Here is a 24,137-nt window from a genome sequence, read left to right on the forward strand (position 1 = left end):
ATGGAAAGAATTGAATCCAAAATTGGCAAGGTGAAAAATATCCTTATGCAAAGGGAAGGATTTTCAGAAATTGAGGTTGCTTTGGAGGGGCGCCTGGAAAAAGCGATTAATTATGAGGATCTGACCGGAAAGATCGATTTGGGAGACCGGGTCTTATTAAATACCACCGGTGTCAAGCTTGGTTTGGGAACCGGGGGTTATCATTTTGTTGAGACCAACCTGTCCCATCCCCTGACCTCGCTTGCGGGCAAAGGTCACATTATGAAACTCAACTACACACCTCAACAAATAAAGGTCCTCAGTGTGGAAGAGGAAGCGGCGGGTTTTCAGGAGGTATTTAACAATTTTCACTCCCTGGAAGGTTTGCCGGTGATGATCTTTTCCCTGCACAGTGCCTTAGCTCCTTTGGTCCTATCCTATAAGCTGATCCAGCCCCAAGCCCGCCTGGCTTATATTATGACCGACGGCGGCGCCTTGCCGGCAGCCTTCAGTCATACTTTAGCCCGCTTAAAGGAGGAGGGTTGGATTAAAACTGTGCTGACCAGCGGACATACCTTTGGGGGAGATTATGAAGCGGTCAATATTTATTCCGCTCTCATTGCGGCCAAAGAAATTGCCGGAGCAGATGCCGTCTTAATGGGGTTGGGTCCCGGACATGTGGGTACCGGGACAAAATGGGGTTTTAGTGCCATCCAATTAGGGGAAGGGGTGAATGCCGTCAATATTTTGGGCGGTCGGCCGATTTTTTGTCCCCGGATCAGTTTTTTAGATCCACGTTTGCGCCATCAGGGTATCAGCCACCAGTCCCTGACCATTCTCTCTCAGGTAACTTTGTCGCCGGCCCTCGTAGTGCTGCCTCACTTACCCGAGGAACAGGAAAAAATGATTAAGCAGCAAATCGAAGCATACAAAATTGAAGAAAAACATAGTGTGATTTGGGAGCATGGAAAAATGGGCTGGGAGCATTTACAGGAAACCTCTTATTCTTTTCAAACCATGGGCAGAGGACTTTCGGAAGATCAAGCCTACTTTTTGGGCATCTGCGCCGGCGGCATTTATGCTGCCAAGATCGCCGAAGGAAAAGGATTCAATTAAGGATTTCTTTCAGGTAAGCATCTTAAGGCAAGGATCTTAATGCAAGCTACCATGTAATAACTCTTTTAAGGTTTGATATTCCTGCTGCCAGAGCTGCAAGTGACAGAGCAATTCTTTTACCTGCCCGGTGAAAATCATTTGATTCTTCATGATTACCAAGGTCATAAAATTCCTCCTCATCTTAAACCATTCTTCAATTGGGGTTTTCTGATTTGCTCTTTTGGTTTGAGTTTCTCTTAATTATATGGGAAAATAGGATAAATATACTTGTCAGACAAAAGGAGGAATAACATGATGGATAAATATGAACAGACCCTGGAATCAACTTACATATATCAGGGGAAAATCCTTTCTTTACGTAAAGATCAGGTACAGCTTCCCAATGGTAAAACATCTGTGCGGGAAATTGTGGAGCATGCCGGTGCCGTATCTATTGTTCCTGTCACGGAGGAAGGAAATATTATTTTAGTCAAGCAATATCGAAAACCGGTGGAACAGGAAACCATTGAAATCCCCGCCGGTAAACTGGATCAGGGAGAACGTCCGGAAGATTGTGCCCAAAGAGAACTCCGGGAGGAAATTGGCTTTTCCGGTGACCTGGATTTGAAATTTTCTTATTATACGACGCCCGGTTTTTCTGATGAGCTTTTGTATTTGTATGTGGCTCGTAATTTGAAGCATGCCCCTCTGGCATGTGATGATGATGAGCTGATCGAAAAATTGGAGGTCTCTTTGGAAGAAGCCATGCATATGATTACCCAAGGGGAAATTGTGGATGCCAAAACAATCATTGGAATCCTAACGTTGAAACAGGAGGGTCATCTTTGACCATTACCCAGGTAGAAGTTTTGCAAGATGCCAGCGGAGCCTTTTTTGGAGCGATGAAAGGGAATATTGTGGTGATTGTTGATGTCATCAACATGTCCACAACCTTGGAGGCGTCACTTGATGCAGGTGCTTTAGGTGTGTTTGGGGCTAGTCCCGACACGACCAGGGCGCCTGTTTCTGTTAATCCGGAGGCCGTCGGGTTTCATGCCGGCCGCTTTGCCCGGCAATATCACAGTGATCTGATTTTAGTGACCGAGCCCCGGGTCGGCACCGAAAGAGAAAGAAGAGAACATGCTTCCCGTGCTATTGCCGGGATCAGAAGAGCAGGCATTAATCACATCACTGTACTGCCCAATTTGGGGGCAGAGACGGTGAAACTGGCTGACTTCAAAAATAAAGTGGTGCTTGCGGTGACAGACAGCGGCGGTGTTGCCTATGATGCGGCATTTAATGTTGGCGCCACCGTCACCACCGCTACCGTGGCCCGCAGCTTAAGAAAAAAAGGTCTTGCCTCAGTTCATGATGGTGTCATCAGAGCACTATCACAAGCCGGGGGGAATCATCAGGGCATCAGTGTTGTCGCGGCCAGTTCCAACTCTTTGGAAGACATATTGGCGGCAAATTTTATTGCCCAATATTTTGAATCCTACATCGAGCATGGTCATGACATCTTGCAGGGAAACTTTTATTCATAATTCAGAGAAAAATACATAAATATCTGTAAAAAATGATGGGAGGGCATCATCATTGTGGCGGGGAGATTACGCAATTTAATCATTAATAGCTTCCAGGATAATTTTATTATTTATTTGATCATTCCTGTTATTTTTGCCATCGGAATTTTTTTTGGTATGATGGGGGCAAATAACTTAAATGATCAGCAGGCACAGGATTTAGTGGGATATGTGGATGGCTTTATCAATAATTTACCGACTGCTGCCGTTGATGCCCCGTCTGAAACAAAATATGCTTTAATCTTGAATCTTAAGACTTTGTTTTACATTTGGTTTTTGGGCTTAACGGTCATTGGCATCCCTTTGACCATGGTGATTACTTTTTCCCGCGGTTTTGTTTTAGGTTTTACCACCGGATTTTTAATTCAGGAAAAAGCAATGCAGGGGATCTGGGTTGTTTTATTAACGGTGGTGCCGCAAAATCTTATTCTGGTTCCGGTTATATTAATCGCGGCGGTAACCTCGATTTCATTTTCCTTATTTGTTATCAGAGGGAAATTTGCCGGAAGAACTCTGAATCTCTCCAAAAGATTGCTTAGTTATACCTTTTCTTTCCTGGTCCTTGGTTTATTTGCCGTGCTTTCCGCACTTATTCAAGGATATATCTCACCCTCTTTGGTGAAGGCAGTGTTTTATTTTACATCAAGGTAAAGTCTGCTCAAGGTACCATTGATGTAAATTGATATAAATTGGTATAAAATGTGCAATTGGTGTAATAAGTATAATAGGTGCAGAAATTATTAAGGAGGCAGAGGATTATGATTCTGATAACCATTACCCATGCCAGAGAAAAAGGTCTTTTACTGATGAAAATTGCTTTGGTGGCGATATTATTAGGATTAATTGTCCCAAATTTGTATGGGATGCTTTCTGATGCCGGATCTTTGGAACGTTTTGCTGAGGAGGAAAAATTGCCTCAGGAACCCATGCGGGTGGAACAAATCGAAACAGAAAGTGAGGAAATGTCCCTGTGGTCACATATTGTCAACAGCTTTAAATAGCTCAAATGTCTTTTTCTTGCTTCGAGAGAAGGATTAACAGTCTGATATGTAGAAATATTACAATAGTATCCCAGGTTAAATATAAGAAAACCTGGCTTAAGCTAAGCCGAAGTCTGAGGCGGATCCTTAATAATTATACTTTCTCAATAACAATAATATAAGCAAATCAATTGGAGGTATCACATATGTATCAAAAAATTTTAGTAGCAACAGACGGTTCTGAGTATTCCATGAGAGCAGCAGATTACGCACTGACAATAGCTGAGAAAAGCAAAGCCGAGGTTATGATTATCAGCGTGGCCCAATATTTGCACGAAGATGTGGCATATACTGAATTGGCAACAGCCATTAAATTAAAGGATTCTGAGAAATTTATCCAACGGATGAGAGAGCAGGCTGCTAAGATTGTCTCACAAACAGCCCGGATCTTTAACGAGCGCAATATTCCTGTTCAAGCAATCGTCGAAGTGGGCAATCCGGCAGATATTATTTGCCAAAAGGCAGAAGATCTGGGCATTGATTTGATTGTCATGGGAACCCGGGGGAACTCAGGTGTGACGCGTTTTATGTTGGGAAGTGTCAGTTCTAAAGTAGTGACTCATGCTCTCTGCTCCGTCTTTGTTGTCAGGTAAGTATTCCCAGTTTGATGGCTTTCTTCCTGGTAATAGAAGATCAAAGAAGTTTTTACGAGGTTTAGTGCCATGAAAACATTGATAGACAACTTCTTATATTATTTGGCCGTAGAGAAGGGATTGGCAGATAATACAGTAAAAGGTTACCAATTAGATTTAAAATCATTTCTTGATTTTCTCAATGAAAAATCGTTGACGGAAATGAAAGAGATCACACGTCATCATATTATTGCTTATCTAATGAAATTACAAAATGAGAAAAAATCTCCAGCTACTTTGGCGCGGCGCTGTGCATGTCTCAAATCTTTTTTCCATTTTTTATTGCGGGAAAAAATCATCGATCTGGATCCCACCAGTCATCTGGAGGTCCCTAAGCTGGCTGGCACCCTGCCCCAGGTTCTGTCGATAGCGGAAGTGGAGCGGCTGTTAAGCCAACCCCAGACAGGAACACTGTTAGGATCCAGAGACAAAGCCATGTTGGAAGTAATCTACGCCACCGGTTTACGGGTTTCGGAGCTGATCAATTTGGATCTCCAGGATATCAACCTGGAGATGGGCTTCCTGCGTTGTCTGGGCAAAGGTTCAAAAGAAAGAATTGTACCCTTGGGGTCTTTCGCGATCCAAGCTTTAGAAGAATATTTAAAAGGATCCCGTGTTAAATTAACTTTGAAATCAGCAGAAAAAGCATTATTTGTCAATCAGCATGGGCGGAGACTGACCCGTCAAGGTTTTTGGAAAATACTCAAAGCTTATGTCACGGAGGCTCAGATCAGCACCCCCATTACACCCCATACCTTCAGGCATTCCATTGCCACCCACATGTTGGAAAATGGGGCTGATCTGAGAACCGTGCAAGAAATATTGGGACATGCTGATATTTCCACCACTCAGATCTATACTCATCTTACGAAGTCACATCTAAAAGAGGTTTATGACCATTGCCATCCCAGAGCAAAGTGAATTAAAATGAAGGAGGTAAGCACCATGGGGAAAAGAGTCATTTTAATCGTACTGGACAGTGCCGGAATCGGTGCTTTGCCGGATGCACATCTTTATGGAGATGAGGGCAGCGATACCTTAGGTAATTTGGCACGGCAGGTAGGGGGATTGCATCTGCCTCACTTGGGTCAGTTTGGCTTAGGTAACATTCATGATATTGCCGGTGTGCTGCCGGAAGCAAAACCGAAGGCTGCATTTGGCCGCATGGCGGAAAAATCCCCCGGTAAAGACACCACCACAGGCCATTGGGAGATGTCCGGGATTATTCTGAGCCAAGCCTTTCCCACCTATCCCAAGGGATTTCCTCCCTCTGTCATCACCCAGTTTGAGCAGGCCATCGGCAGGAAGGTACTGGGCAATATTGCCGCCTCCGGCACAGAAATTATCAAGGAACTTGGGGACCGGCATCTGGAAACGGGATATCCCATTGTCTATACTTCCGCCGACAGCGTATTTCAGATTGCCGCCCATGAGAAAATTATTCCTCTGGAAAAATTATATGAAATGTGTACCATCGCCCGGAAAATTTTAGTTGGGGAACATGCGGTAGGTCGTGTCATTGCCCGGCCTTTTGACGGTCCCTCCGGTGCCTTTTACCGTACCGCCGGACGCCATGATTATTCACTCCTGCCCACAGGCGAAACAATGCTGGATCTGATCAAGGCTGCCGGACAGGAAGTGATCGGTGTAGGAAAGATCAAGGATGTTTTTGCCGGCCAGGGACTTACTAAAACCATCAAAGCCACAAATAACCGGGAAGGCATGGCGGCGACCTTAGACGCCATGGAGCAAGCGGACCAGGGGCTGGTGTTCACAAATCTAGTGGACTTTGATATGCTTTTCGGTCATCGCAACGATGCGGAGGGTTATGCCCATGCTTTGGAGGAATTTGACCAATTTGTGCCCCGCTTCCTGAGCAAGCTGAGAGAAAAGGATCTCTTGATCATTACGGCAGATCACGGCACGGATCCTACAACCGGCAGTACCGATCATTCCCGGGAATATGTGCCTTTGTTGATTTATGGCAAAAATGTTCCGGGAGGAATAAATTTAGGCACCAGGGAAACCTTTGCTGATCTGGGAGCCACGATTGTAGATTATCTTGAATCAGGAAAACTGCAGCATGGTATCAGCATGGTTCCCGAGTGGGATCAACAAGATTAAGTGGGTGTGACAGATGAGAATGTATGATATTATCAACAAAAAGAAACATGGCATCGTCTTAACCCAAGAGGAAATGGCATTTTGGGTTCAGGGATTTGCCGAGGGAAATATCTCCGATTATCAAGCTGCCGCCTTGTTAATGGCGATTTATTTTCAGGGTTTGTCCATAGACGAAACCTCATCTTTGACCTCCTCCATGATCGATTCCGGAGAAACCATTGATTTAAGCCGGGTACCGGGTATCAAGGGAGACAAACACAGCACAGGGGGTGTGGGTGATAAAACGACCTTGGTCTTAGCGCCCCTCTTAGCCTCCATGGGTATTACAGTTGCAAAAATGTCCGGGCGGGGACTGGGTCATACGGGTGGCACTCTGGACAAGCTGGAATCCATTCCCGGTTTTCAGGTGGATCTATCCCCGGAGGAGTTTATGAAGCAGGTGGAAAACATTGGGGTGGCCATCGTGGGTCAAACCAGAAATCTGGTACCGGCGGATAAAAAGATCTATGCCTTAAGAGATGTCACGGCTACTGTAGATTCTGTGCCCTTAATCGCCGCCAGCGTGATGTCAAAAAAGTTGGCGGCAGGCGCAGATATCATTGTGCTGGATGTTAAATTCGGCTCCGGCGCCTTTATGAAAACGCGGCCAGAAGCAGAAAATTTGGCGCGCATGATGGTGGATATCGGCAAAAAAAAGGGCAAAAAGATGGCCGCGATACTAACGGGTATGGAAACTCCTCTGGGTTATGCCGTAGGGAACGCTCTGGAGGTCAAAGAAGCGATCCATGTTCTCCAGGGCGAAGGGCCTCAGGATTTAAGGGAGCTCAGTGTTTATCTGACCGGTATTACCCTTTGGCTGGCGGGAAAGGTCTCTGATGCAGCAAAAGGCCGGGTTCAGGCGGAAAAGCATTTGGATGACGGCTCAGCATTGGAAAAATTCCGGGAACTTATTGCCGCGCAGCATGGTAATCCCCAGGTGATCTATGATGAGAGTTTGTTTCCGGAAGGAAAGTTCCGTTATTCCTTGTTAGCAGATCAGGATGGCTATCTTGGCTCCATGGATACGGAAGGGATCGGGCTGGCGGCGATGAAGCTGGGCGCAGGGCGCAGCAAAAAAGAGGATTTAATTGATCCCGCAGCAGGCATTATCTTTTATAAAAAAACAGGAGACCGGATCAGAAAAGGGGAAACCATCGCCATGCTCCACGGCAATAATGAAGAGCAAATTGACGAGGGAAGGGATTTCCTGAAGAAAAGTCTAACCTTGCAGCAGGAAGCAAAAGCCATTCCATCCTTGATTGACGATCTGGTGATCATCTAAGCCAAATCATCTATGACTCAAAAATCTTTGCCAAAGATATTTTTTATGTATAACCGGTCCTCTTTCTTCATAAGATTTAATAAGGCAGACAACCTAGAAGGAGGAATAGATGATGTGGAAAAAGATGGCTTATTATGTACTGACAATATGTTTGATTTTAACCTTGCTGCCCGCCCCTTCCCTGGCCGCCAATGAGTTAAATATTGAGGGTGAAGCCTGCATTTTGGTGGATGGAATCTCCGGACAGGTTCTATATAGCCATAATGCAGATAAAAAATGGTTTCCCGCCAGTACCACAAAAATTATGACCCTAGTTTTGGCTTTGGAGGCAGTGGCAGAGGGCAGAGCCAGTTTGGAAGATCCCGTAACCACCAGCGAATATGCCGCCGGTATGGGAGGCTCACAGGTTTATTTATATCCCGGAGAAACGAGAACCCTGCATGAAATGTTAATCGCTATTGCGGTAGGGTCAGGAAATGATGCCAGTACGGCAGTGGCAGAATATTTAGGCGGCAGTAATGAAGGTTTTGTCAAAATGATGAACGATAAAGCCAAAGCCTTAGGCATGAAAAATACCAATTTTGTCAACAGTCATGGTCTCCATGACGACAACCATTATACCACAGCTGAGGATATGGCAAAACTGGGTGTCTACGCCCTGAAAGTGCCCAAAATGCTGGAATATACTTCTATTTATGAATATGATTTTCGCCCTGAACCAAAACCGTTAAAACTATGGAACACCAATCGTCTGCTGAAATGGTATGAAGGCTGTGACGGGTTAAAAACCGGTACCACTGCGCTGGCAAAAAGAAATTTGGTCAGTACGGCGGAAAAAAACAACCTGCGTCTGGTGGGCGTGGTTTTAGGTGTAGGAAAGACCAACGGCCATTTTACGGAGTCCATGAAATTACTTAATTACGGCTTTAATCAATTCGAATTTTTGGAGATGTATCCTGCCGGGAAAGAATTGATCACCCTTCCCATTGGCAAAGGAGAAGTGGATCAGGTTGGGTTGGTGACAGCGAACAAAGTGGGGATTGTCCAAAAGAAGGGGGAGAAAGCCAATCTTTCTTCAAAAGCTACCGCTACGAAATACATCACAGCACCGATCAAAAAAGGGGATAAACTGGGTGAGCTTACCTTGATCCGCGATGGCAAAGAAATTGATAAAATAGATTTGGTCGCCAATCAAGATGTAGGGCGGGGAGGTTTGGGCAGACAAATAACGAAAATGCTGCGCCAGGTGACACTAGCTCAAAAATAGAAAAGACAAAGCTGTGATGGGCATAAGATCAATTTTTTATGAGATGGCAAAAGGCCTGGTTAAAAAAACCAGGCCTCTATTGATTTCGCAGAAAGGTATCAGTCATCGATTCCTACCATAACCGAAGTTGCTTTGATTATGGCGTAAGCATCTGAACCAACCTTTAGACCAAGTTCCGAAACAGCGTCCATTGAGATTGTCGCGCTAATTTTGTTGCCACCGCCGATATCAAGGATGACAATTGAATTGACGGCGCCTTCTTTAATCTGAGTGATCTTACCTTTAATCTGATTTCTTGCGCTGATTTTCATGTAAATCACCTCCCTGATTATTCTGATTATTCAACAATAATCAATTGAATTATAAATTAATTAAGAATAGGAAGTCAAGTTAAAACAAGGGTGCATGTCAAAATAGAGGCAGAAAAGTAATGGGGGCGGTTCGTGCCTGATAGAATTATGATATTGACATCATTTAGATATCCCGATATACTTACGTGGGAATAACGCTTTTAAAATCAAGTATTCTTGATATCCTGCTATATTGTCAAGACACAACGATTTTCAGATTTAATTGCATAGATGAATTCATCCAATTATAATAAAAATCAGCCCAAAAAGGGTCATCAAACCGATTACTTAAAATAAAGGGAGAATGATCATGACGAAAGTGGAATTAGCAAAGGCTGAACATGAATGGGATAAAACGGATGATACCCGCAAGGCAAATCGAAAGCGGCTTTGGGATCTGCGGGCGAATGAATGGGAAGAAGGCTTGCGCTGCAACGAAGTGAAGCGCAAACGAAACGAGGAACGCATCTTGGCTTCAATAACTTGGCTTGAGCAGTTCGGCCTGTTTCAGGGAGATGGGAACGTGGCGGATATCGGCTGCGGTGTGGGCCGTTTTGCCGCTGAATTTGCTAAGAAAAGCCGTTATGTTTTAGGCGTGGACATCTCGCCGCGCATGACAGAATTAGGAAACGCCTATGCTAAAGAAATGGGACTTTTAAATACAGAATTTTATACCGGTGACTTTACCGCACTGGATGTGGCAGTGGCAGGTCTCGGCTGGCAGAACCAATTTGATCTGGTTTTTACCTCCATCACACCGGCTATTCGAGGCAAAAGCGGTCTGGATAATATGATTGCCATTTGCCGGGCTTGGTGTTTCAACAGTTGTTTTATCTATTTCCGTAATGAACTTTATGATCAGATTATGACGGAGCTATTCCAGCGACCGCCCTTTCGGGAAAAAACCTCCCATTCAAATTGGTTTAAGAAATTGTTTGATGTGTTGTGGTTTAGGGGCTACCAGCCCTATATTCATTATTTTAAAGAATACCGTGATGAAAATCGCTACGTCGATCTGTCTTTTGCGCAAAACATTGCCGGCCTTTTACTGGATGAAGAAGGAAAGGATGAAAATGCGGAACGTATTCTGCGCTTTCTGGAGCAAAAAGCCGATCAAAATGGTGAGGTATCTTTTAACAGCGAGTGCTGGTATGGGTGGACCCTTTGGAACGTTAACGAGCGTATCTGCCGCTGACATATAGGACGCAGGGGAACCCTTTTAATCTGCGAGATATGAACTCGTTCAGCTTAAGCTGAACATCGGGCTTCAGATGGGGAATCTACCCCACCTGAAGTGAAAATAGGAGCTCCCACTTATAGAAGTAGGAGTCTTGGAATTTGATTAATCATATTGAACAGTAAAATTTTGTACAAGCATTCAGTACGAACCCAAGGAGATTTAAGTTGACATGAAAAAGGATTATTTTGCGCTAAAGATCTCAATACTTATCTCTCTGACCATCATCGGTTTTTTTGGTTCCTTTCTGGTGGGGAAATATCCCATCCCGCCAAGTAACGCTTAAAAAAGGAGGCGAAGAGCATTAAAAATATTATCGAAAATATCATCACACGTAAAGAAATGATGCAGCTTGTTATTTAAACGGTGGCATCCCAAAATGGAGGTGGAATTTATTCCTCTTGGGGAAGCCCTGTATCGTGTCACGGCAGAAGATTTATTTAACCCTCAGCGAAAGAGAAATGGTTCAGGGTAATTTTGAGCAAATAAGGCCATCATTTCTGCGGAGGTCACCATATAAACCTCTTCGGCATATCCCTTACGGATAGGCATCGTAAATCCCCCGCAGACAACATCCCCCAGCACATCATAGATCACCAGATCCGGTTGATAAACTTGATAAGCCTTTAATTCCTCTAATTGTTCCAGAGCCGTCGCTACACCACGTCCTGCGCAGCCCAATCCCGGAGTCGGCCCCCCGGATTCAACACAAAAACCCCTTTAAATCCTACGTGAACAATGTCCGAAAGGGTGATTTTATCTTCTTTTTCTTCCATAGTTTCTAATACGGTCTTGATGGGTTTTCCATCCAAGAGCAGTCTGGTGGAGTCGATTTAAGACTGTATGTGAGATTTATCCCGATAGTCCCATCATCAAAGAATATGAATCTTTGGCGCTAGCAATGCTGGCACAAAAATAGAATAGACCACGATGCAAAGATCATCAAAAAGGGAACCTGAGAGGTTCCCTTTTTGATTGATTTTTTGAGATGATTTTTCTGCTTAGCGTGTGTTATTTCGACAATATTTTGAAATGGACAAGCACCTTTATAAAGCAGCCGGAATATATTGATGATATAAAGGGACAAGGGGGGAGGGATTCATATTTAGGTATTAGCTTTACGTGATCACTATTTTTTTAAAAAATTTAAGGAGGATTTTTTATTATGACAAAAGAGTTAAACCAAACTGAAACCATGGTTGAGGAGGAAATTTGTTGTGCTGATCCCCCGGTTGATTGTTGTGCAGATAGTCGAAATTTAAGTATTGGAGCTTGTGCTTTGTTTGAAGATCCCATAGTTCCATCCACTGGATCTTTTGAATTAAGATGCGCGGGCAGAATTATTAAACCCAGAATTAGAATTCGCGTATGTAATAATAAGAAAGTCATCATGGCAGTGGTAGTTTGTGACAATGATCCTACTATCGGCGGAGTGGCCAATCCAAATTTTGGAACCATCTTAGGCTACAAGGTAGTAGAATTCACTTCAAATCCAACACCCACAGGCTGCTCGGTTAATGAAGTAACAGGTATCTGCTTTGCCATCCCGGGCGATCCTTGTGCTCCGAGGAATCTGATTATTAAAGTAATTGCACATTATTCCCCAGACCCGCTATGCACCTTCCTCCCCTAAACGAGAGAAAAATATAAGTAACAATCGAGAGTCTGTACCGTGTTTTAGTACAGGCTCTCTCTAAGTCCTTAAAGAAAACGTCTTACTTGCAATAATTATCAAGTCGTATTCTTAAAAGGAGTAGTGGTTAACATTATAATACAAAATTGGGGGGATTCATATGTTCGATGTCAGCGTGTATTTTACTGCGGCGTTTCTTTTAATTGGGGTGCTTGGTTTAGTTCTATATTTAAGATTGCAAAATCATAGCAACCATGATTTAAAAGAAAAACTATCAAATTTACAAAGTAACCTGGAGCTTATTAATAACCAAAAAGAAAAGGAAGAAGAAAGGATATCCAAACTATTTAACCTGGAAAAACAAAAACAAAATCAACAAACAAACTTAAATAAACCCGTTGCCCCTTCGGATGGGATACATGTCGTAAACATTGCGGATGATTGCAGCTATGAAGGAATAGTACAATTATCGCCAAAACAGGAGGAAATTTTCATTGATTTAGAAATGTAAAAAAAAACTCTTTTCGATGATTAATTTAATATTGACGTGGAAAGTATAAGTGTGAAAAATATTTTTTGAAGAAATTTTAATTTAAAACAGGATTTTTCAGTTAACTGACGAATTTTTTTCATAAGTCGATCAGGCAAAAAATATTTATCTCATCGAAAGAAGGGAATATATGAATACAAAAATCACAAAAAATTTAGAGGTTATTGAAGCAATGCTTTATTATTGGAATGCCTTGAAAGATAAAGAAAAGGTTACGGAAAAATTCATTTATGACATTGGGGAGATGCCGGGATTAACAAACGCCTATGATGAGGAATTTGACAGTGAATCAGTGCGGCGTACTTTAAGTGCTATCAAAAACAGGGAACGCTTTACCAGCCGCACCAAGAAAGAGGCTCGTTTTTGGAACAATAATCTTTGGATGATGGAAGATTTGGGTTATACAGATGCGATGATACAGCCTTTAAAAAAATTAAATTTAGATGATCTTGGGGAAAATATTCAGGAGCTAGCAGAAAGTAAAAACTTTGATCAACTGGAAGTAATTTTCGCCCCATTGCATTTTGATGATTACTCTATCAAGGAAAATAAATTGATTATTAATTTTTTTAAAGTAAAGCCCGTGGAAGATAAAGCATATATTGGAGAACAGGAATTGACGGAATTTATCAAGGAAAAATTAATTGAACTCTTGGAAAAGTAAAAAGCAAGGAGACAGAAGGACGCTAAGAAGCGTCCTGTTGTTTTGTTACAACCGCAATGCTTCCTTTTCCTTATTCGTCTTCTCTGCTTGTTTTAATGCTTGCTTTTCGGCCCAATTACCCAGCAATTTCTTGTACCAGCTAAGCTTAACAGGGTAATAATATTCTGAATCCAGCCAGCCATGCTCCTGATAATAACGGTGATCCGGCGCCATCCCTCCATTGGTGGAATGGAAGGCCCTGACTGACCGGAAAATAGCAACTTCTTTTAAACCAGGTATGGGGTCTGCTTCGTTGTTAAGCTGCCGAAAGAATCTTTCCGCGGCATTGTTGATTTCATGATTAATTTTTTCTTCCTCTGAGGGGAGAGGATTTTCCCAAGCTACGGTCAGACCAAGACCAGGGCAGGTTTTGAAACCCCAAAAACGGGCTACCTCATCAAGATACTTTAATACATCTTTAGCTCCGTAAACACCTTGGGTGACAATGGGTAAAAAAGATTTATGAAAGAAACAGGGACGATGAAAAATGTAAGCCAAACGATCCAGAAGTTTCTTTAGTTGCGCGGTTACTTGGAGGGAATATACCGGAGTAGCAAAAATTACACCGTCACTATGCATCATGGTATTAAAAATTTCGCCTCTATCGTCCTTCAGAGGACAGTGCTCTTCACCTTTCTCCAGACAAGCACCGCAGCCCCGGCATTCCTTCAAATCCGCAATATTTAGAAAAATATATTCGAAATCTACCTCCCCCAGCTTCTTTATCTCCAGTTCAAAACGGTTAACCACATTTAAAGTTCTACCCTTATGGGGACTGCCCATAATCACGGTGATTTTTTTTGCCATAAAAATCCCTCCCTTTATTGCAAATATCCTTTGTTTGTGCAACCATGAACTGTGATTGATCATGCTTAAATAATAAATAATAATTCGCTGTATTATGGTGATTACCTTCTATGCTTCACCCGAGCCCATACATTTTACTTTAAAAGACAGATAATGACAGGATTAGTGTTCTTTCTTTGCAGGATAGTACTGTTAAAAAATAGAAATAATAGTAATGATCTGATAAAATAATCGGAAAAAAAGATGCAGCACAATTAATAGGAAGAATCATCGGTTAAAATGATTAATGGAGGGGCTCGTTGTGAAGTTGGATTTTAAAAGTGAAAGGGACAGGCTTTATGTAAAGATTCATGGTGAAATTGACCTATCGGTGGCAGCGGATCTGAGACAAGACTTAGACCAGAATCTGGATAAAAAGCAGGCACGTCACCTGATTCTGGATTTTACAGAAGTGAGTTTTATTGACAGTTCAGGTTTAGGCGTGATTTTAGGAAGGTATAAACGACTTACGGAAATAGGAGGTACAGTTCAAATCTGTGGTGTGAATGATCAGATCGAAAAAATATTAGAGCTGTCCGGTTTCGGACGTATTATGAAAATTAGTCCCCAAGGGAGTAAAAAAAGTCATGGAACCAGTTTTTAAGGAGGAAAACATAATGGAGAAACCAAAAAATAGTGTGCTGATCCAATTTAAAAGCATTCCGGAAAATGTTTCTTTGGCCAGAGTGCTGGTCGCATCCATCGGAGCTCAATTTGATTTAACCATTAGTGAATTGGATGAATTAAAAGTCGCTGTATCAGAAGCGGTGTCTAATGCCATGATCCACGGTTATTTGAATGATCCGGACAAAAATGTGGAGATGGAGATCTTATGTTTTGATGAAAAGCTGATTATTCGCGTTACTGATTATGGGGTTGGGATCGCCGATGTTCAATTAGCCTTACAACCATCCTATTCTACAGAGGATGACCGCATGGGATTGGGCTTTGTTTTTATTCAATCCTTTATGGACAAGATGGACGTGAAGTCAAAACTGAATCAAGGCACAACCGTCACTATGGTGAAAAATCTGGTTCATCAGCAAGAAAGTTAGGTGGTAAAATGATACAGAGGTTGTCGGAGATGAATCTCCCGCGCTTTCCTCTGTTGTCTGAAACGGAAACAAAAATACTACTGCAGAAAACCAGACAAGGAGACGAAGCAGCCCGGGAAAGATTGATCAATTGCAATTTAAGACTTGTATTTAATATGGTACAAAGGTTCAAAAACAGAGGTTACGAATTGGAGGATTTATTTCAAATTGGCACAATTGGCTTGATGAAGGCCATTGATAAGTTTGATCCATCCTTTGATGTCAAGTTTTCCACCTATGCCGTACCCATGATTATGGGAGAAATTCGCCGTTTTATGAGAGACGACAGCCCGGTTAAGGTCAGTCGCTCATATAAAGAATTGGCTGTGCGCATTTATCGCTGCAAAGAAAGCTTAACAAACAAATTAGGCCGGGAGCCTACCATCGGAGAACTGGCAGAGGAATTAGCAGTCTCCAAAGAAGAAATCGTAACTTCATTAGAAGCCATTCAAGTGCCTTCATCTATTCATGAAACTGTTTTTCAAAACGATGGGGATCCAATTTATCTCCTTGATCAATTAACTTCTGAAAGCAATTCAGATAGCAAAATGTTCGATAATCTGATGTTAAAAGATGTTTTGGGACAGCTCCCCTTAAGACTTAAGGAAGTAATTCTGATGCGTTTTTTTCAAGATCAAACTCAAGTTGAGGTAGCAAAAAAATTAGGGATCTCTCAGGTGCAGGTGTCCCGCCTGGAGCGTCAGGCTTTAAAGGAAATTAAACTATTGTTAAGTGAAGGTAATGAAGATCAGGAAGACAGGGAAGATAAAGAATAAAAGAAAATCTAATTGAATTATTATCAACAGATGTCCGGCCGGGTGATTGATCAATCTCTCGGTTCGGGCTTCTTTTTTTATACTTTCAGGCTTTCGCTCAGCCTTCGGCTTGGCAGAAGCCTAGTTTTCTTTATCGATCATACTTTTCTATTAGCTTTCCATTTCCCCCCTTTCCACTCTCTCTTTCTGCTTTCCATGTATAAGCAAAAAATGGGGTGGACAAGATAAAAGTATAAACATTTATCTAACAGGAGGTTCACTATGCAAGTTAAAGTAATCGAGTTAATCGGGGAGTCAAATGACAATTGGAATGATGCCGTGAAGCAAGCCGTCAGACAAGCTTCCAAAACCATCCCTAATATCACCGGGGTAGAGGTTTATAATTTGACGGCAGGGGTGTCTTCAGGTCGCTTAATGGAATATAAGGCGAATGTAAAAGTAGCATACAGTGATGAAGGTTCTTTTTAATTAAAAGAATAAAAAAAATTTGCTGCAAATAACCACAGTAAAAAAGCGCGACTGAGCGCTTTTTTACTGTAAAGATGCTTTAATCCCATCTTAAATCCGGTGTTAAAGAATATGGAAGCAAGAAAATGGCAATAATAGTAAAAAATCAAGGGTGGTGAAGCATATTGTCTCCCAAGAAAAGCAAAATGTTGGAGGATATTGAACAAGCGATCCAACAAAACAAAGAGAAAGAATATCAGACAATGGTGCATAATATCAAGCCCAGCCCGCCGGTTTTAAAAAATGCCATCGCGGCGTTTGGAGTAGGAGGTTTCATCTGTGCCTTTGCCCAAGGAATTTTAAATATCTTACTTCAAATGGGACTAACAAATAAAGATGCCGGAACCGTGACCCTGATTTTGATGATCCTGATTGGGGCCGTATTAACAGGTTTTGGCATCTATGATAATTTAGGTAAATTTGCCGGAGCAGGCTCCATTATCCCCATTACCGGTTTTGCCAACTCCATTGTCGCTTCCGCTTTGGAATGGAAAAGGGAGGGCTACGTTTTCGGGGTCACAGCAAAAATGTTTACCGTGGCCGGCCCGGTACTGGTCTATGGGACACTGATTTCTGTCCTGATTGGAATCATTTCCTTAATAATTTGAGATCGGAGGTTTACCAATGAGACGAGTCGGAAAGCAAACCATAGTTTTTCAAGATCCTCCTTTGATCCTTAACCACGCATCAGTGGTGGGACCGAAAGAAGGGGAGGGCCCCTTACAAAAAACCTTCGATTTGATTTTGGATGATACCCTTTTTGGGGAAAAAAGCTGGGAAAAGGCGGAGTGCAAAATTCTACAGGCAGCGGTCAATCTGGCTTTGGATAAGGAGAATTTGGGCAGAGATGAAATTGATTTTCTCTTGGCAGGGGACTTGTTAAATCAAAATATTTCAGCAAATTATGCGGCGCGGCAATTAGCTATCCCTTTTTTTGGCTTATACGGAGCTTGCTCTACTATGGCCGAAAGCCTTATTTTGGGAGCGGTCCTGGTCGATGGGGAATTTGCCGAAAAGGTAGTCGCAGCTGTTTCCAGCCATCATGATACGGCGGAAAGACAATACCGTTTCCCAACGGAACAAGGTGTGCAAAGACCACTTACTGCTCAGTGGACTGTTACGGGAGCAGGAGCAGCTTTGATCGGTAAAGGTGAAAAAGGTACGCGCATAACCCATGCCACCGTGGGCAAGGTCATTGACTTGGGCATTAAGGATCAAAGTGATATGGGAGCGGCCATGGCACCGGCGGCAACTGATACTTTGATCCGCCATTTTACAGATACCGGTCGAAAACCGGCGGATTATGATTTAATCATTACGGGAGATTTAGCAACTATCGGAAAAGAATTGACTCACCAATTAATGGAACAACAAGGCTATCCCCTGGGCGAAAATTTTGCGGATTGCGGTTTGCTGATCTACGATCCCACCCAAGATACCCATGCAGGGGGCAGCGGCTGCGCCTGTTCCGCGGTGGTGACCTGCGGACATCTTTTGCATAGTATGAGTGCCGGAATGTATCAAAAAATCATGCTGGTAGGCACAGGGGCTTTGTTAAGTCCCATTAGTATGCTTCAAGGTGAGTCCATACCCGGTATTGCCCATGCTGTGGTGATAGAAAACTATTAAGAGGGAGGGATTTATAGTGCAGGAAATCTTGATGGCCTTTTTGTTAGGAGGGACGATTTGTCTCATTGGTCAGTTGATTATGGATTTAACGCCTTTTTCCGTCACCCCAACCCATATTCTGGTGGGTTTTTTGGTCGGGGGCGCCATTCTCAGCGCTTTTGGGCTTTACCAACCCCTCATTGACCTGGGCGGAACAGGGGCAACTATTCCTTTAAGCGGGTTTGGTCATTCTTTAGCCCAGGGTGCCATCGAAGGTGGAAAATCCGGGGGTCTTCTGGGGGTGCTGGGTGGAGGCATAGAGGCCACAGCAGCCGGGGTTGGGGCAGCGATCATATTTGGCTACCTGGTTGCAGTGATATCAACCCCTCAAGGTTAAGATCATGGATCATAAAAAAAGAAAAGTGATTATTATTACCGATGGAGATGAAGTGGCCAAAAAGACCATCGAAAAAGTGGCAACAAAAGTTGGCGGCTGCTGTATTTCCGCGTCAGCGGGGAATCCAACGCCTCTCTCAGGGGAAGAAATAATTTCGCTAATTAAGGAAGCAAGATCAGATCCTGTCCTTGTCATGCTGGATGATAAGGGCTGCTGCTCCCAAGGTAAGGGAGAAAAGGCTTTGGAATATCTCGCTAAAAGCGAAGAAGTTCAACTGATCGGCGTCTTGGCCGTTGCCTCTAATACCTTGTTTACTCAAGGGGTAAGTATTGATCATGCCATCACCATGGACGGGCAAATGATTCATCGTCCGGTAAATAAGGACGGGGAGCCGGAAAAAACGGGACATCATATTTTAGAAGGAGATACGGTGGGTATTTTAAATTCATTAAAAAACCAGATCCCCATGATTATTGGCATTGGGGATATCGGCAAAATGCATGGCCGTGACCATGCGGCAAGCGGGGGAAAAATTACGACCCAGGCAATTAAATATCTTTTAAAGAGGGATGGTGAATCAGGTGACGCTTAAGAAAGAAAAGGAACTTCCCCAGGACTTGTCCCATAACTATCAAAAAAACTTAGATGATTTAAAGACACAATTAGGTGTAGGGGCCAATTATGATGTGATTTGTCATGAAGTATTAGTAGGAGGAAAAAGAGGGGCATTTTTTTGCATTCAGGGTTTTATTGATTCGGAAGTTCTTTCCCATATTTTGCAGAGTTTAACATGTTTGACCAGGGAAGAGATCATTCCCAATACCATTGATAAATTTAAAAAGCAATATCTGGCTCATTTCCAATTGGATTCATCAGAAAAGATATCAAAAATTATCGATGGAGTCTTAATGGGACAAGTTGCTTTTATTATCGAAGGAGAAGCTGAAGGAATTCTCATTGATTTACGAAAATTTGCCGCCCGAGGCCCGGAAGAACCGGATCTGGAAAAGGTAGTGCGGGGATCTCGTGATGGTTTTACGGAAACCCTGGTTTTTAACACGACCTTATTAAGACGGCGCGTCAGGGACAAAAGCTTGCGCATGGAAGTGATGCAGGTGGGCCGCAGATCTCGGTCTGATATTTGTATCAGCTATCTTGCAGATGTGGCTAATCTGCACCTGGTAGAAGAAATTAAAAAAATGCTTCGTTCCATTGATATTGACGGCTTACCTATGGCAGAAAAATCAGTGGAAGAACTGATCACCCCCGGCAGCTATTGGAATCCTCTGCCCAAGGTACGCTATACGGAAAGACCGGATGTAGCAGCTCAGCATCTTTTTGAAGGACATATCCTGGTGATGGTTGATACATCCCCCAGTATTATTATTTTGCCTGCTACTTATTTTCATCATCTGCAGCATGCCGAGGAATTCCGGCAAGGTCCTACCGTCGGCATCTATTTAAGATGGGTCCGGTTTTTTGCCGTCTTTACATCCATTTTTCTCTTGCCCGCTTATTTTCTGGTTTCCGTTGAACCATCCTTGTTACCGGAATCTTTAAAATATATCGGACCTAAGGATGTGGGCAAGGTACCACTGATGTTTCAGTTTGTTTTAGCGGAAATTGCTGTGGATGTGCTGCGCATTGCCGCTGTACATACCCCATCACCACTTACCACCTCGTTAGGATTAATTGCTGCATTGATGGTGGGGGATTTAGCTATCTCCGTGGGCCTATTTACCCCAGAGGTGGTCATGTATACGGCGGTCGCAGCTACCACCGTCTTTGCCACTCCTAGTTATGAGCTGGGTATGGCCAATCGTTTGGCGCGTTACTTTTTGCTCTTTGCCGTTTATATTTTTAGACTGCCGGGATTGATTATTGGGTCCATTGCTTTGCTTGTTTACGCCGGATTTACAAAATCCTTCGGCATTCCTTATTTGTGGCCTTTAATCCCCTTTGATGGCAAGGCCTTAAAATCAGTACTGGTGCGTACACCAATACCGGCTCAGAATCAAAGGCCCAGCATCCTGCAAACCCAGGATATTACGAAGCAAAAGGTACAGCCCTCACCATCATTTAAACCTATGCCTAAAAAGAAAAAATGGGCACGCACCGTGGAAAGGAAAAAAGATGAATAAAATATTAATTCCGAAAACAGTTCCCAATAAAATTCCGAAAACCATCGGCATACCGAAAGGAATGCTTTATTACGACTATCATATTTTATGGGAAAATTTTTTTCAAAACCTGGGTTTTGAAGTGAAGGTATCATCCGATACCAATAAAAAGATGATCAATGAAGGGATCATGGCTGCTGTAGATGAAGCCTGTTTACCGGTAAAGGTATTCTATGGCCATGTTTTAGATCTGGCATCTCAGGTAGATTATCTTTTTATTCCCCGGATCGTGAGCATGGTTAAAAAAGAATATATGTGTCCAAAAATATTAGGACTGCCGGATATGCTGCGGGTGTCATTGGTGAATCCGCCCCCTGTGATTGAGACCACGGTCAACTTAAGAATTAAAAATAACCAAATTGAACAAGCCATCAAAGAAATTTGTTCTATCCTTCAAGTACCGGATTATGAAGGGTTAAAATCCTGGCAAGCAGCTTTGCAAAAGCAGGAACAACATGAAAGATATCTGCAATCAGGCCATCTGCCGGAGGGATTTCCCAGGGTAAAAGATGGATTCAAGATTGCCGTCTTAGGCCATGCCTATAACCTTTATGATGCTTATATTAATATGAATTTGCTTAAGAAACTCCATGTTTTAGGCGCTCAGGTGTGCACAAAGGAAATGGTTATCCCGGAGGAGATCGAGAAATTTGCCGGAAAGCTCCCTAAAAAAATCTTTTGGACTTTCGGCAAGCAATTATTAGGGAGCGGCCTGTATTATCTTGATGATCCGGAGATCAAAGGGATGATTTTTCTCGCATCCTTTGGCTGCGGTCCGGACTCAATGGTGGGAGATCTGTTGGAAAGATATGCCCGCCGAGGCAACCAAAAACCCTTTATGTTTATTACCATTGACGAACATAGCGGTGAAGCGGGTTTAGTGACCAGATTAGAAGCATTTATGGATCTGATTCAAAGGAGGGTAAGCTAATGAAGGTAACCTTTCCTCATATGGGTCATTTATCAATCGTAGGCAAAGGATTATTTGACCAGTTGGGGGTAGAGGTAGTGGTACCCCCGCCGATTACCAAGAAAACATTAAAGCTGGGCATTGAGCATGCCCAGGAATTCTCTTGTCTGCCTTTAAAAATTATTTTGGGGAATTTTATCGAAGCTGCCGAACTTGGTGCGGATACCATTGTCACGTCCGGAGGGGTGGGACCCTGCCGTTTTGGGTATTATGCCCAGGTGCATCGGGAAATCCTGCAGGATCTGGGGTATCATTATGAAATCATTGTCGTGGAACCTCCTGATACCCATTTTTCAGAATTAATACAAAAGATCTCCTACCTGTCCAACGGAAAATCATTGTTTCAGGTAGCCCGGGCGCTGCGCATGGGATGGGCAAAAGCACGAGCCATTGATGTTATCGAGCAAAAGGTACAGCAGGTGCGGCCAAGAGAGGTGCGAACCGGCACAGCTGATGATGTATTTCAGTGGTCCTTAAAAAAAATAGATGCTGAAAATGAAATAAAAAAGATTTGGGAAATTCAAAGAAAAACCCTGCATGAATTGGATGGTGTCCCCAAGGACATGGAAAAAACCGTGCTCAAGATCGCTGTCATCGGTGAAATCTATACGATTCTGGAACCATTCGTTACCTTTGATATTGAAAAGCATCTGGGCCGCTTAGGTGTGGAGGTGAGCAGATCAATTTATCTCAGTGAGTGGATCAATGATCATCTCTTTATGGGCTTGATGCGTGTCAGAAGCACCAAAGAGGCCGCGCAAATGGCCTCCCCATATTTACGTCATTTTGTGGGCGGACATGGCCGAGAAACGGTGGGCAGTGCTGTTCGGTATGCCCGGGAGGGATATCATGGCGCCATTCAGTTGGCTCCCCTGACCTGTATGCCGGAAATAGTGGCCCAAACAATCCTGCCTGTGGTAAGTGCAGAGGAAGAGATGCCGGTTATGACCATCTATTTTGATGAACAATCGGGAGAAGCAGGACTTGTGACCAGATTAGAAGCTTTTATTGAAATGCTGTACCGAAAAAATGATTTTGGAAAAAGGAGAGTTCAGAGTGAACGCTTATTTAGGAATTGATGTGGGATCTGTCAGTACCAATCTGGTGCTGACGGATCAATCGAATAAGGTTTTGCAGGCTATTTATATCAGAACCCAGGGTCAGCCTATTGTCAGCATCAAAAAGTGTCTGGGGATGGTGTTAAAAAAACATCCGGATGTGAACATCAAGGGCGTAGGCGCTACCGGCAGTGCCCGGCAGCTGGCCGGTGTCATCACAGGAGCCGATGCCATAAAAAATGAAATCACCGCCCATGCCGTTGCCGCATCCACTTTGGTACCGGGAGTGCAAACGGTGCTGGAAATCGGCGGACAAGATTCAAAGCTGATCATTATCCGGGAAGGTGTGGCCACTGATTTTGCCATGAATACTGTGTGTGCTGCCGGTACAGGCTCTTTTCTTGATCAGCAGGCAGCACGCTTAGGATTACCCATCGCAGAATTTGGGCAATTAGCCCAAAAAGCCACTTTGCCGGTACGCATTGCCGGAAGGTGTGCCGTATTTGCCGAGTCTGATATGATCCACAAACAACAATCCGGTTATGCCTTAGCGGATATTGTGGCCGGACTTTGTGAAGCTCTGGTGCGTAATTATTTGAATAATTTAGGCAAAGGAAAAAGGATCCTGGGACCGGTGGTGTTTCAGGGCGGAGTGGCGGCGAACCCTGGCATGAGAGATGCTTTCTCTCGAGCCTTAGATCGGGAAATCATTGTGCCGGAATATTTCCATGTTATGGGGGCTTTCGGAGCGGCGATTATCGGCAAAGAAGAAGCCGGGAGACAAGGAGGTACAAAATTCCGCGGTTTTGCGGCCAAGAACCTGGATGTTGCCGCTGAGAGTAAAGAATGTCTGGGATGCCCCAATCACTGCGAAATTGTTTCCATTGTGAATGGAGAGCAGATCTTAGCCCGCTGGGGTGATCGCTGCGGCAAATGGTCCGCCCTTAATAATGCCCCCATGACCAGTGAAGAGGAACCATTAGCACATGATTTAAAACATGCTTAACGACGATAATGCTGTTGATGACACTGAGCTAAAAATGAAGATGGAGAGAGAAGTGCTGAAAGAAACTGCAACCTTGGGCACTTCTCTTTTTCTGCTCTCTGGGAATCCTTTCTTTTTCATGGACTGAAAGATTGACATTTGTTATAATAAAGCAGTATGTGGATTAATTGCATTTGGTTGG

At 43.3% G+C, this 24,137-nt stretch carries 29 protein-coding genes and 1 pseudogene; 26 read left to right on the forward strand and 4 right to left on the reverse strand.

Features of this window, described 5'->3' with window-relative positions; translation table 11 throughout:
- A complete protein-coding gene (locus tag CEQ75_RS12460; RefSeq protein WP_089611087.1) occupies nt 1–1,095 on the forward strand; it encodes a DUF3866 family protein in 1,095 nt (364 codons plus the stop codon).
- A 36-nt stretch (nt 1,096–1,131) separates the two neighbouring features.
- On the opposite strand, the gene CEQ75_RS19230 is transcribed toward CEQ75_RS12460, so the two are convergent.
- A complete protein-coding gene (locus CEQ75_RS19230) occupies nt 1,132–1,260 on the reverse strand; it encodes a hypothetical protein (protein ID WP_257913337.1) in 129 nt (42 codons plus the stop codon).
- A 126-nt stretch (nt 1,261–1,386) separates the two neighbouring features.
- On the opposite strand from CEQ75_RS19230, the gene CEQ75_RS12465 reads away from it, so the two are divergent.
- From CEQ75_RS12465 to CEQ75_RS12505, 9 genes are all read left to right on the forward strand, one after another.
- Entirely contained in the window at nt 1,387–1,923 is a 537-nt protein-coding gene (locus tag CEQ75_RS12465) for an NUDIX domain-containing protein (RefSeq protein WP_338031965.1), read from the forward strand.
- Nucleotides 1,920–2,618, forward strand: a complete 699-nt coding sequence (locus tag CEQ75_RS12470) for a hypothetical protein (RefSeq protein WP_242965174.1) — start codon at nt 1,920–1,922, stop codon at nt 2,616–2,618. Before CEQ75_RS12465 ends, CEQ75_RS12470 begins: the two co-directional genes overlap by 4 nt.
- Before the next feature lie 54 nt (nt 2,619–2,672).
- Nucleotides 2,673–3,308 (forward strand): stage II sporulation protein M, encoded by a 636-nt coding sequence (gene spoIIM, locus CEQ75_RS12475; RefSeq protein ID WP_157677453.1) that lies wholly within the window; start codon nt 2,673–2,675, stop codon nt 3,306–3,308.
- Nucleotides 3,309–3,415: 107 nt separating this feature from the next.
- The gene (locus CEQ75_RS12480) at nt 3,416–3,658 is read left to right on the forward strand and encodes a hypothetical protein (RefSeq protein ID WP_089611091.1); all 243 of its coding nucleotides are present in this window, start codon (nt 3,416–3,418) and stop codon (nt 3,656–3,658) included.
- Nucleotides 3,659–3,843: 185 nt separating this feature from the next.
- Nucleotides 3,844–4,290: a universal stress protein gene (locus CEQ75_RS12485; protein WP_089611093.1), complete on the forward strand. Its 447-nt coding sequence runs from the start codon at nt 3,844–3,846 to the stop codon at nt 4,288–4,290.
- 69 nt (nt 4,291–4,359) lie between these two features.
- Entirely contained in the window at nt 4,360–5,250 is an 891-nt protein-coding gene (xerD, locus tag CEQ75_RS12490; RefSeq protein ID WP_089611094.1) for a site-specific tyrosine recombinase XerD, read from the forward strand.
- A 24-nt stretch (nt 5,251–5,274) separates the two neighbouring features.
- Nucleotides 5,275–6,453, forward strand: coding sequence for a phosphopentomutase (locus tag CEQ75_RS12495; protein WP_089611096.1), 1,179 nt, complete (start codon nt 5,275–5,277; stop codon nt 6,451–6,453).
- Between the two features lie 13 nt (nt 6,454–6,466).
- Nucleotides 6,467–7,774, forward strand: coding sequence for a pyrimidine-nucleoside phosphorylase (locus CEQ75_RS12500; RefSeq protein WP_089611098.1), 1,308 nt, complete (start codon nt 6,467–6,469; stop codon nt 7,772–7,774).
- 109 nt (nt 7,775–7,883) lie between these two features.
- The gene (locus CEQ75_RS12505) at nt 7,884–9,041 is read left to right on the forward strand and encodes a D-alanyl-D-alanine carboxypeptidase family protein (RefSeq protein ID WP_089611100.1); all 1,158 of its coding nucleotides are present in this window, start codon (nt 7,884–7,886) and stop codon (nt 9,039–9,041) included.
- Nucleotides 9,042–9,139: 98 nt separating this feature from the next.
- Here CEQ75_RS12505 and CEQ75_RS12510 read toward each other — a convergent pair whose 3' ends face one another.
- Nucleotides 9,140–9,352 (reverse strand): TOBE domain-containing protein, encoded by a 213-nt coding sequence (locus CEQ75_RS12510; RefSeq protein ID WP_089611102.1) that lies wholly within the window; start codon nt 9,350–9,352, stop codon nt 9,140–9,142.
- 349 nt (nt 9,353–9,701) lie between these two features.
- Here CEQ75_RS12510 and CEQ75_RS12515 point away from each other — a divergent pair, with 349 nt between their 5' ends.
- Nucleotides 9,702–10,586: a class I SAM-dependent methyltransferase gene (locus tag CEQ75_RS12515; RefSeq protein ID WP_157677454.1), complete on the forward strand. Its 885-nt coding sequence runs from the start codon at nt 9,702–9,704 to the stop codon at nt 10,584–10,586.
- Between the two features lie 489 nt (nt 10,587–11,075).
- Here CEQ75_RS12515 and CEQ75_RS12520 read toward each other — a convergent pair.
- Nucleotides 11,076–11,404 (reverse strand): annotated as a pseudogene (locus tag CEQ75_RS12520) (hypothetical protein).
- Nucleotides 11,405–11,793: 389 nt separating this feature from the next.
- On the opposite strand from CEQ75_RS12520, the gene CEQ75_RS12525 reads away from it, so the two are divergent.
- The 3 genes from CEQ75_RS12525 (at nt 11,794) to CEQ75_RS12535 (ending at nt 13,475) form a co-directional block, all read left to right on the forward strand.
- Nucleotides 11,794–12,261 carry a hypothetical protein gene (locus tag CEQ75_RS12525; RefSeq protein WP_089611106.1) on the forward strand — a complete coding sequence of 156 codons (468 nt, stop codon included), beginning with the start codon at nt 11,794–11,796 and terminating at the stop codon, nt 12,259–12,261.
- A 160-nt stretch (nt 12,262–12,421) separates the two neighbouring features.
- On the forward strand, nt 12,422–12,772 hold the full coding sequence (locus CEQ75_RS12530) for a hypothetical protein (RefSeq protein WP_089611107.1): 351 nt from the start codon (nt 12,422–12,424) through the stop codon (nt 12,770–12,772).
- A gap of 169 nt (nt 12,773–12,941) precedes the next feature.
- Nucleotides 12,942–13,475 (forward strand): TDE2712 family protein, encoded by a 534-nt coding sequence (locus CEQ75_RS12535; RefSeq protein ID WP_089611109.1) that lies wholly within the window; start codon nt 12,942–12,944, stop codon nt 13,473–13,475.
- Nucleotides 13,476–13,520: 45 nt separating this feature from the next.
- On the opposite strand, the gene CEQ75_RS12540 is transcribed toward CEQ75_RS12535, so the two are convergent.
- Nucleotides 13,521–14,321: a flavodoxin family protein gene (locus CEQ75_RS12540; protein WP_157677457.1), complete on the reverse strand. Its 801-nt coding sequence runs from the start codon at nt 14,319–14,321 to the stop codon at nt 13,521–13,523.
- Between the two features lie 301 nt (nt 14,322–14,622).
- Here CEQ75_RS12540 and spoIIAA point away from each other — a divergent pair, with 301 nt between their 5' ends.
- The 12 genes from spoIIAA (at nt 14,623) to CEQ75_RS12600 (ending at nt 23,956) form a co-directional block, all read left to right on the forward strand.
- Nucleotides 14,623–14,964 carry an anti-sigma F factor antagonist gene (gene spoIIAA / locus CEQ75_RS12545; protein ID WP_089611113.1) on the forward strand — a complete coding sequence of 114 codons (342 nt, stop codon included), beginning with the start codon at nt 14,623–14,625 and terminating at the stop codon, nt 14,962–14,964.
- Nucleotides 14,965–14,977: 13 nt separating this feature from the next.
- Nucleotides 14,978–15,415, forward strand: a complete 438-nt coding sequence (gene spoIIAB, locus CEQ75_RS12550) for an anti-sigma F factor (RefSeq protein WP_089611114.1) — start codon at nt 14,978–14,980, stop codon at nt 15,413–15,415.
- 8 nt (nt 15,416–15,423) lie between these two features.
- Nucleotides 15,424–16,230 carry an RNA polymerase sporulation sigma factor SigF gene (sigF, locus tag CEQ75_RS12555; protein ID WP_089611116.1) on the forward strand — a complete coding sequence of 269 codons (807 nt, stop codon included), beginning with the start codon at nt 15,424–15,426 and terminating at the stop codon, nt 16,228–16,230.
- Nucleotides 16,231–16,491: 261 nt separating this feature from the next.
- Nucleotides 16,492–16,698: a dodecin family protein gene (locus tag CEQ75_RS12560; RefSeq protein ID WP_089611118.1), complete on the forward strand. Its 207-nt coding sequence runs from the start codon at nt 16,492–16,494 to the stop codon at nt 16,696–16,698.
- 185 nt (nt 16,699–16,883) lie between these two features.
- Nucleotides 16,884–17,345, forward strand: coding sequence for a stage V sporulation protein AC (spoVAC, locus tag CEQ75_RS12565; RefSeq protein ID WP_089612623.1), 462 nt, complete (start codon nt 16,884–16,886; stop codon nt 17,343–17,345).
- A gap of 16 nt (nt 17,346–17,361) precedes the next feature.
- Nucleotides 17,362–18,366: a stage V sporulation protein AD gene (spoVAD, locus tag CEQ75_RS12570; RefSeq protein ID WP_089611120.1), complete on the forward strand. Its 1,005-nt coding sequence runs from the start codon at nt 17,362–17,364 to the stop codon at nt 18,364–18,366.
- A 13-nt stretch (nt 18,367–18,379) separates the two neighbouring features.
- Nucleotides 18,380–18,742 carry a stage V sporulation protein AE gene (spoVAE, locus tag CEQ75_RS12575; protein ID WP_198306728.1) on the forward strand — a complete coding sequence of 121 codons (363 nt, stop codon included), beginning with the start codon at nt 18,380–18,382 and terminating at the stop codon, nt 18,740–18,742.
- Nucleotides 18,743–18,746: 4 nt separating this feature from the next.
- Nucleotides 18,747–19,334: a stage V sporulation protein SpoVABEA gene (spoVAEA, locus tag CEQ75_RS12580; RefSeq protein ID WP_089611122.1), complete on the forward strand. Its 588-nt coding sequence runs from the start codon at nt 18,747–18,749 to the stop codon at nt 19,332–19,334.
- Nucleotides 19,324–20,883 carry a spore germination protein gene (locus tag CEQ75_RS12585; protein ID WP_242965176.1) on the forward strand — a complete coding sequence of 520 codons (1,560 nt, stop codon included), beginning with the start codon at nt 19,324–19,326 and terminating at the stop codon, nt 20,881–20,883. Before spoVAEA ends, CEQ75_RS12585 begins: the two co-directional genes overlap by 11 nt.
- Nucleotides 20,876–21,853 (forward strand): acyl-CoA dehydratase activase-related protein, encoded by a 978-nt coding sequence (locus CEQ75_RS12590; protein ID WP_089611126.1) that lies wholly within the window; start codon nt 20,876–20,878, stop codon nt 21,851–21,853. The genes CEQ75_RS12585 and CEQ75_RS12590 overlap by 8 nt, the downstream gene beginning before the upstream one ends.
- The gene (locus tag CEQ75_RS12595) at nt 21,853–22,971 is read left to right on the forward strand and encodes an acyl-CoA dehydratase activase-related protein (RefSeq protein ID WP_089611129.1); all 1,119 of its coding nucleotides are present in this window, start codon (nt 21,853–21,855) and stop codon (nt 22,969–22,971) included. Before CEQ75_RS12590 ends, CEQ75_RS12595 begins: the two co-directional genes overlap by 1 nt.
- Complete coding sequence (locus tag CEQ75_RS12600) at nt 22,949–23,956, forward strand: acyl-CoA dehydratase activase (protein WP_198306533.1); 1,008 nt, start codon at nt 22,949–22,951, stop codon at nt 23,954–23,956. The genes CEQ75_RS12595 and CEQ75_RS12600 overlap by 23 nt, the downstream gene beginning before the upstream one ends.
- Nucleotides 23,957–24,137: the final 181 nt, after the last annotated feature.

This window comes from Dehalobacterium formicoaceticum, from assembly GCF_002224645.1.
GTDB classification, from domain to species: domain Bacteria; phylum Bacillota; class Dehalobacteriia; order Dehalobacteriales; family Dehalobacteriaceae; genus Dehalobacterium; species Dehalobacterium formicoaceticum.

What these genes read in the sequence shown, in the direction of transcription:
- CEQ75_RS19230 (WP_257913337.1), bottom strand. Translation starts at nt 1,260, where the DNA reads ATGACCTTGGTAATCATGAAGAATCAAATGATTTTCACCGGGCAGGTA.
- CEQ75_RS12525 (WP_089611106.1), top strand. Translation starts at nt 11,794, where the DNA reads ATGACAAAAGAGTTAAACCAAACTGAAACCATGGTTGAGGAGGAAATT.
- CEQ75_RS12465 (WP_338031965.1), top strand. Translation starts at nt 1,387, where the DNA reads ATGATGGATAAATATGAACAGACCCTGGAATCAACTTACATATATCAG.
- spoIIAB (WP_089611114.1), top strand. Translation starts at nt 14,978, where the DNA reads ATGGAGAAACCAAAAAATAGTGTGCTGATCCAATTTAAAAGCATTCCG.
- CEQ75_RS12460 (WP_089611087.1), top strand. Translation starts at nt 1, where the DNA reads ATGGAAAGAATTGAATCCAAAATTGGCAAGGTGAAAAATATCCTTATG.
- spoVAD (WP_089611120.1), top strand. Translation starts at nt 17,362, where the DNA reads ATGAGACGAGTCGGAAAGCAAACCATAGTTTTTCAAGATCCTCCTTTG.
- spoVAC (WP_089612623.1), top strand. Translation starts at nt 16,884, where the DNA reads ATGTTGGAGGATATTGAACAAGCGATCCAACAAAACAAAGAGAAAGAA.
- CEQ75_RS12480 (WP_089611091.1), top strand. Translation starts at nt 3,416, where the DNA reads ATGATTCTGATAACCATTACCCATGCCAGAGAAAAAGGTCTTTTACTG.
- CEQ75_RS12560 (WP_089611118.1), top strand. Translation starts at nt 16,492, where the DNA reads ATGCAAGTTAAAGTAATCGAGTTAATCGGGGAGTCAAATGACAATTGG.
- CEQ75_RS12485 (WP_089611093.1), top strand. Translation starts at nt 3,844, where the DNA reads ATGTATCAAAAAATTTTAGTAGCAACAGACGGTTCTGAGTATTCCATG.
- CEQ75_RS12535 (WP_089611109.1), top strand. Translation starts at nt 12,942, where the DNA reads ATGAATACAAAAATCACAAAAAATTTAGAGGTTATTGAAGCAATGCTT.
- CEQ75_RS12590 (WP_089611126.1), top strand. Translation starts at nt 20,876, where the DNA reads ATGAATAAAATATTAATTCCGAAAACAGTTCCCAATAAAATTCCGAAA.
- xerD (WP_089611094.1), top strand. Translation starts at nt 4,360, where the DNA reads ATGAAAACATTGATAGACAACTTCTTATATTATTTGGCCGTAGAGAAG.
- CEQ75_RS12540 (WP_157677457.1), bottom strand. Translation starts at nt 14,321, where the DNA reads ATGGCAAAAAAAATCACCGTGATTATGGGCAGTCCCCATAAGGGTAGA.
- spoVAEA (WP_089611122.1), top strand. Translation starts at nt 18,747, where the DNA reads ATGGATCATAAAAAAAGAAAAGTGATTATTATTACCGATGGAGATGAA.
- sigF (WP_089611116.1), top strand. Translation starts at nt 15,424, where the DNA reads ATGATACAGAGGTTGTCGGAGATGAATCTCCCGCGCTTTCCTCTGTTG.
- CEQ75_RS12515 (WP_157677454.1), top strand. Translation starts at nt 9,702, where the DNA reads ATGACGAAAGTGGAATTAGCAAAGGCTGAACATGAATGGGATAAAACG.
- CEQ75_RS12495 (WP_089611096.1), top strand. Translation starts at nt 5,275, where the DNA reads ATGGGGAAAAGAGTCATTTTAATCGTACTGGACAGTGCCGGAATCGGT.
- CEQ75_RS12510 (WP_089611102.1), bottom strand. Translation starts at nt 9,352, where the DNA reads ATGAAAATCAGCGCAAGAAATCAGATTAAAGGTAAGATCACTCAGATT.
- CEQ75_RS12505 (WP_089611100.1), top strand. Translation starts at nt 7,884, where the DNA reads ATGATGTGGAAAAAGATGGCTTATTATGTACTGACAATATGTTTGATT.
- CEQ75_RS12500 (WP_089611098.1), top strand. Translation starts at nt 6,467, where the DNA reads ATGAGAATGTATGATATTATCAACAAAAAGAAACATGGCATCGTCTTA.
- CEQ75_RS12530 (WP_089611107.1), top strand. Translation starts at nt 12,422, where the DNA reads ATGTTCGATGTCAGCGTGTATTTTACTGCGGCGTTTCTTTTAATTGGG.
- CEQ75_RS12595 (WP_089611129.1), top strand. Translation starts at nt 21,853, where the DNA reads ATGAAGGTAACCTTTCCTCATATGGGTCATTTATCAATCGTAGGCAAA.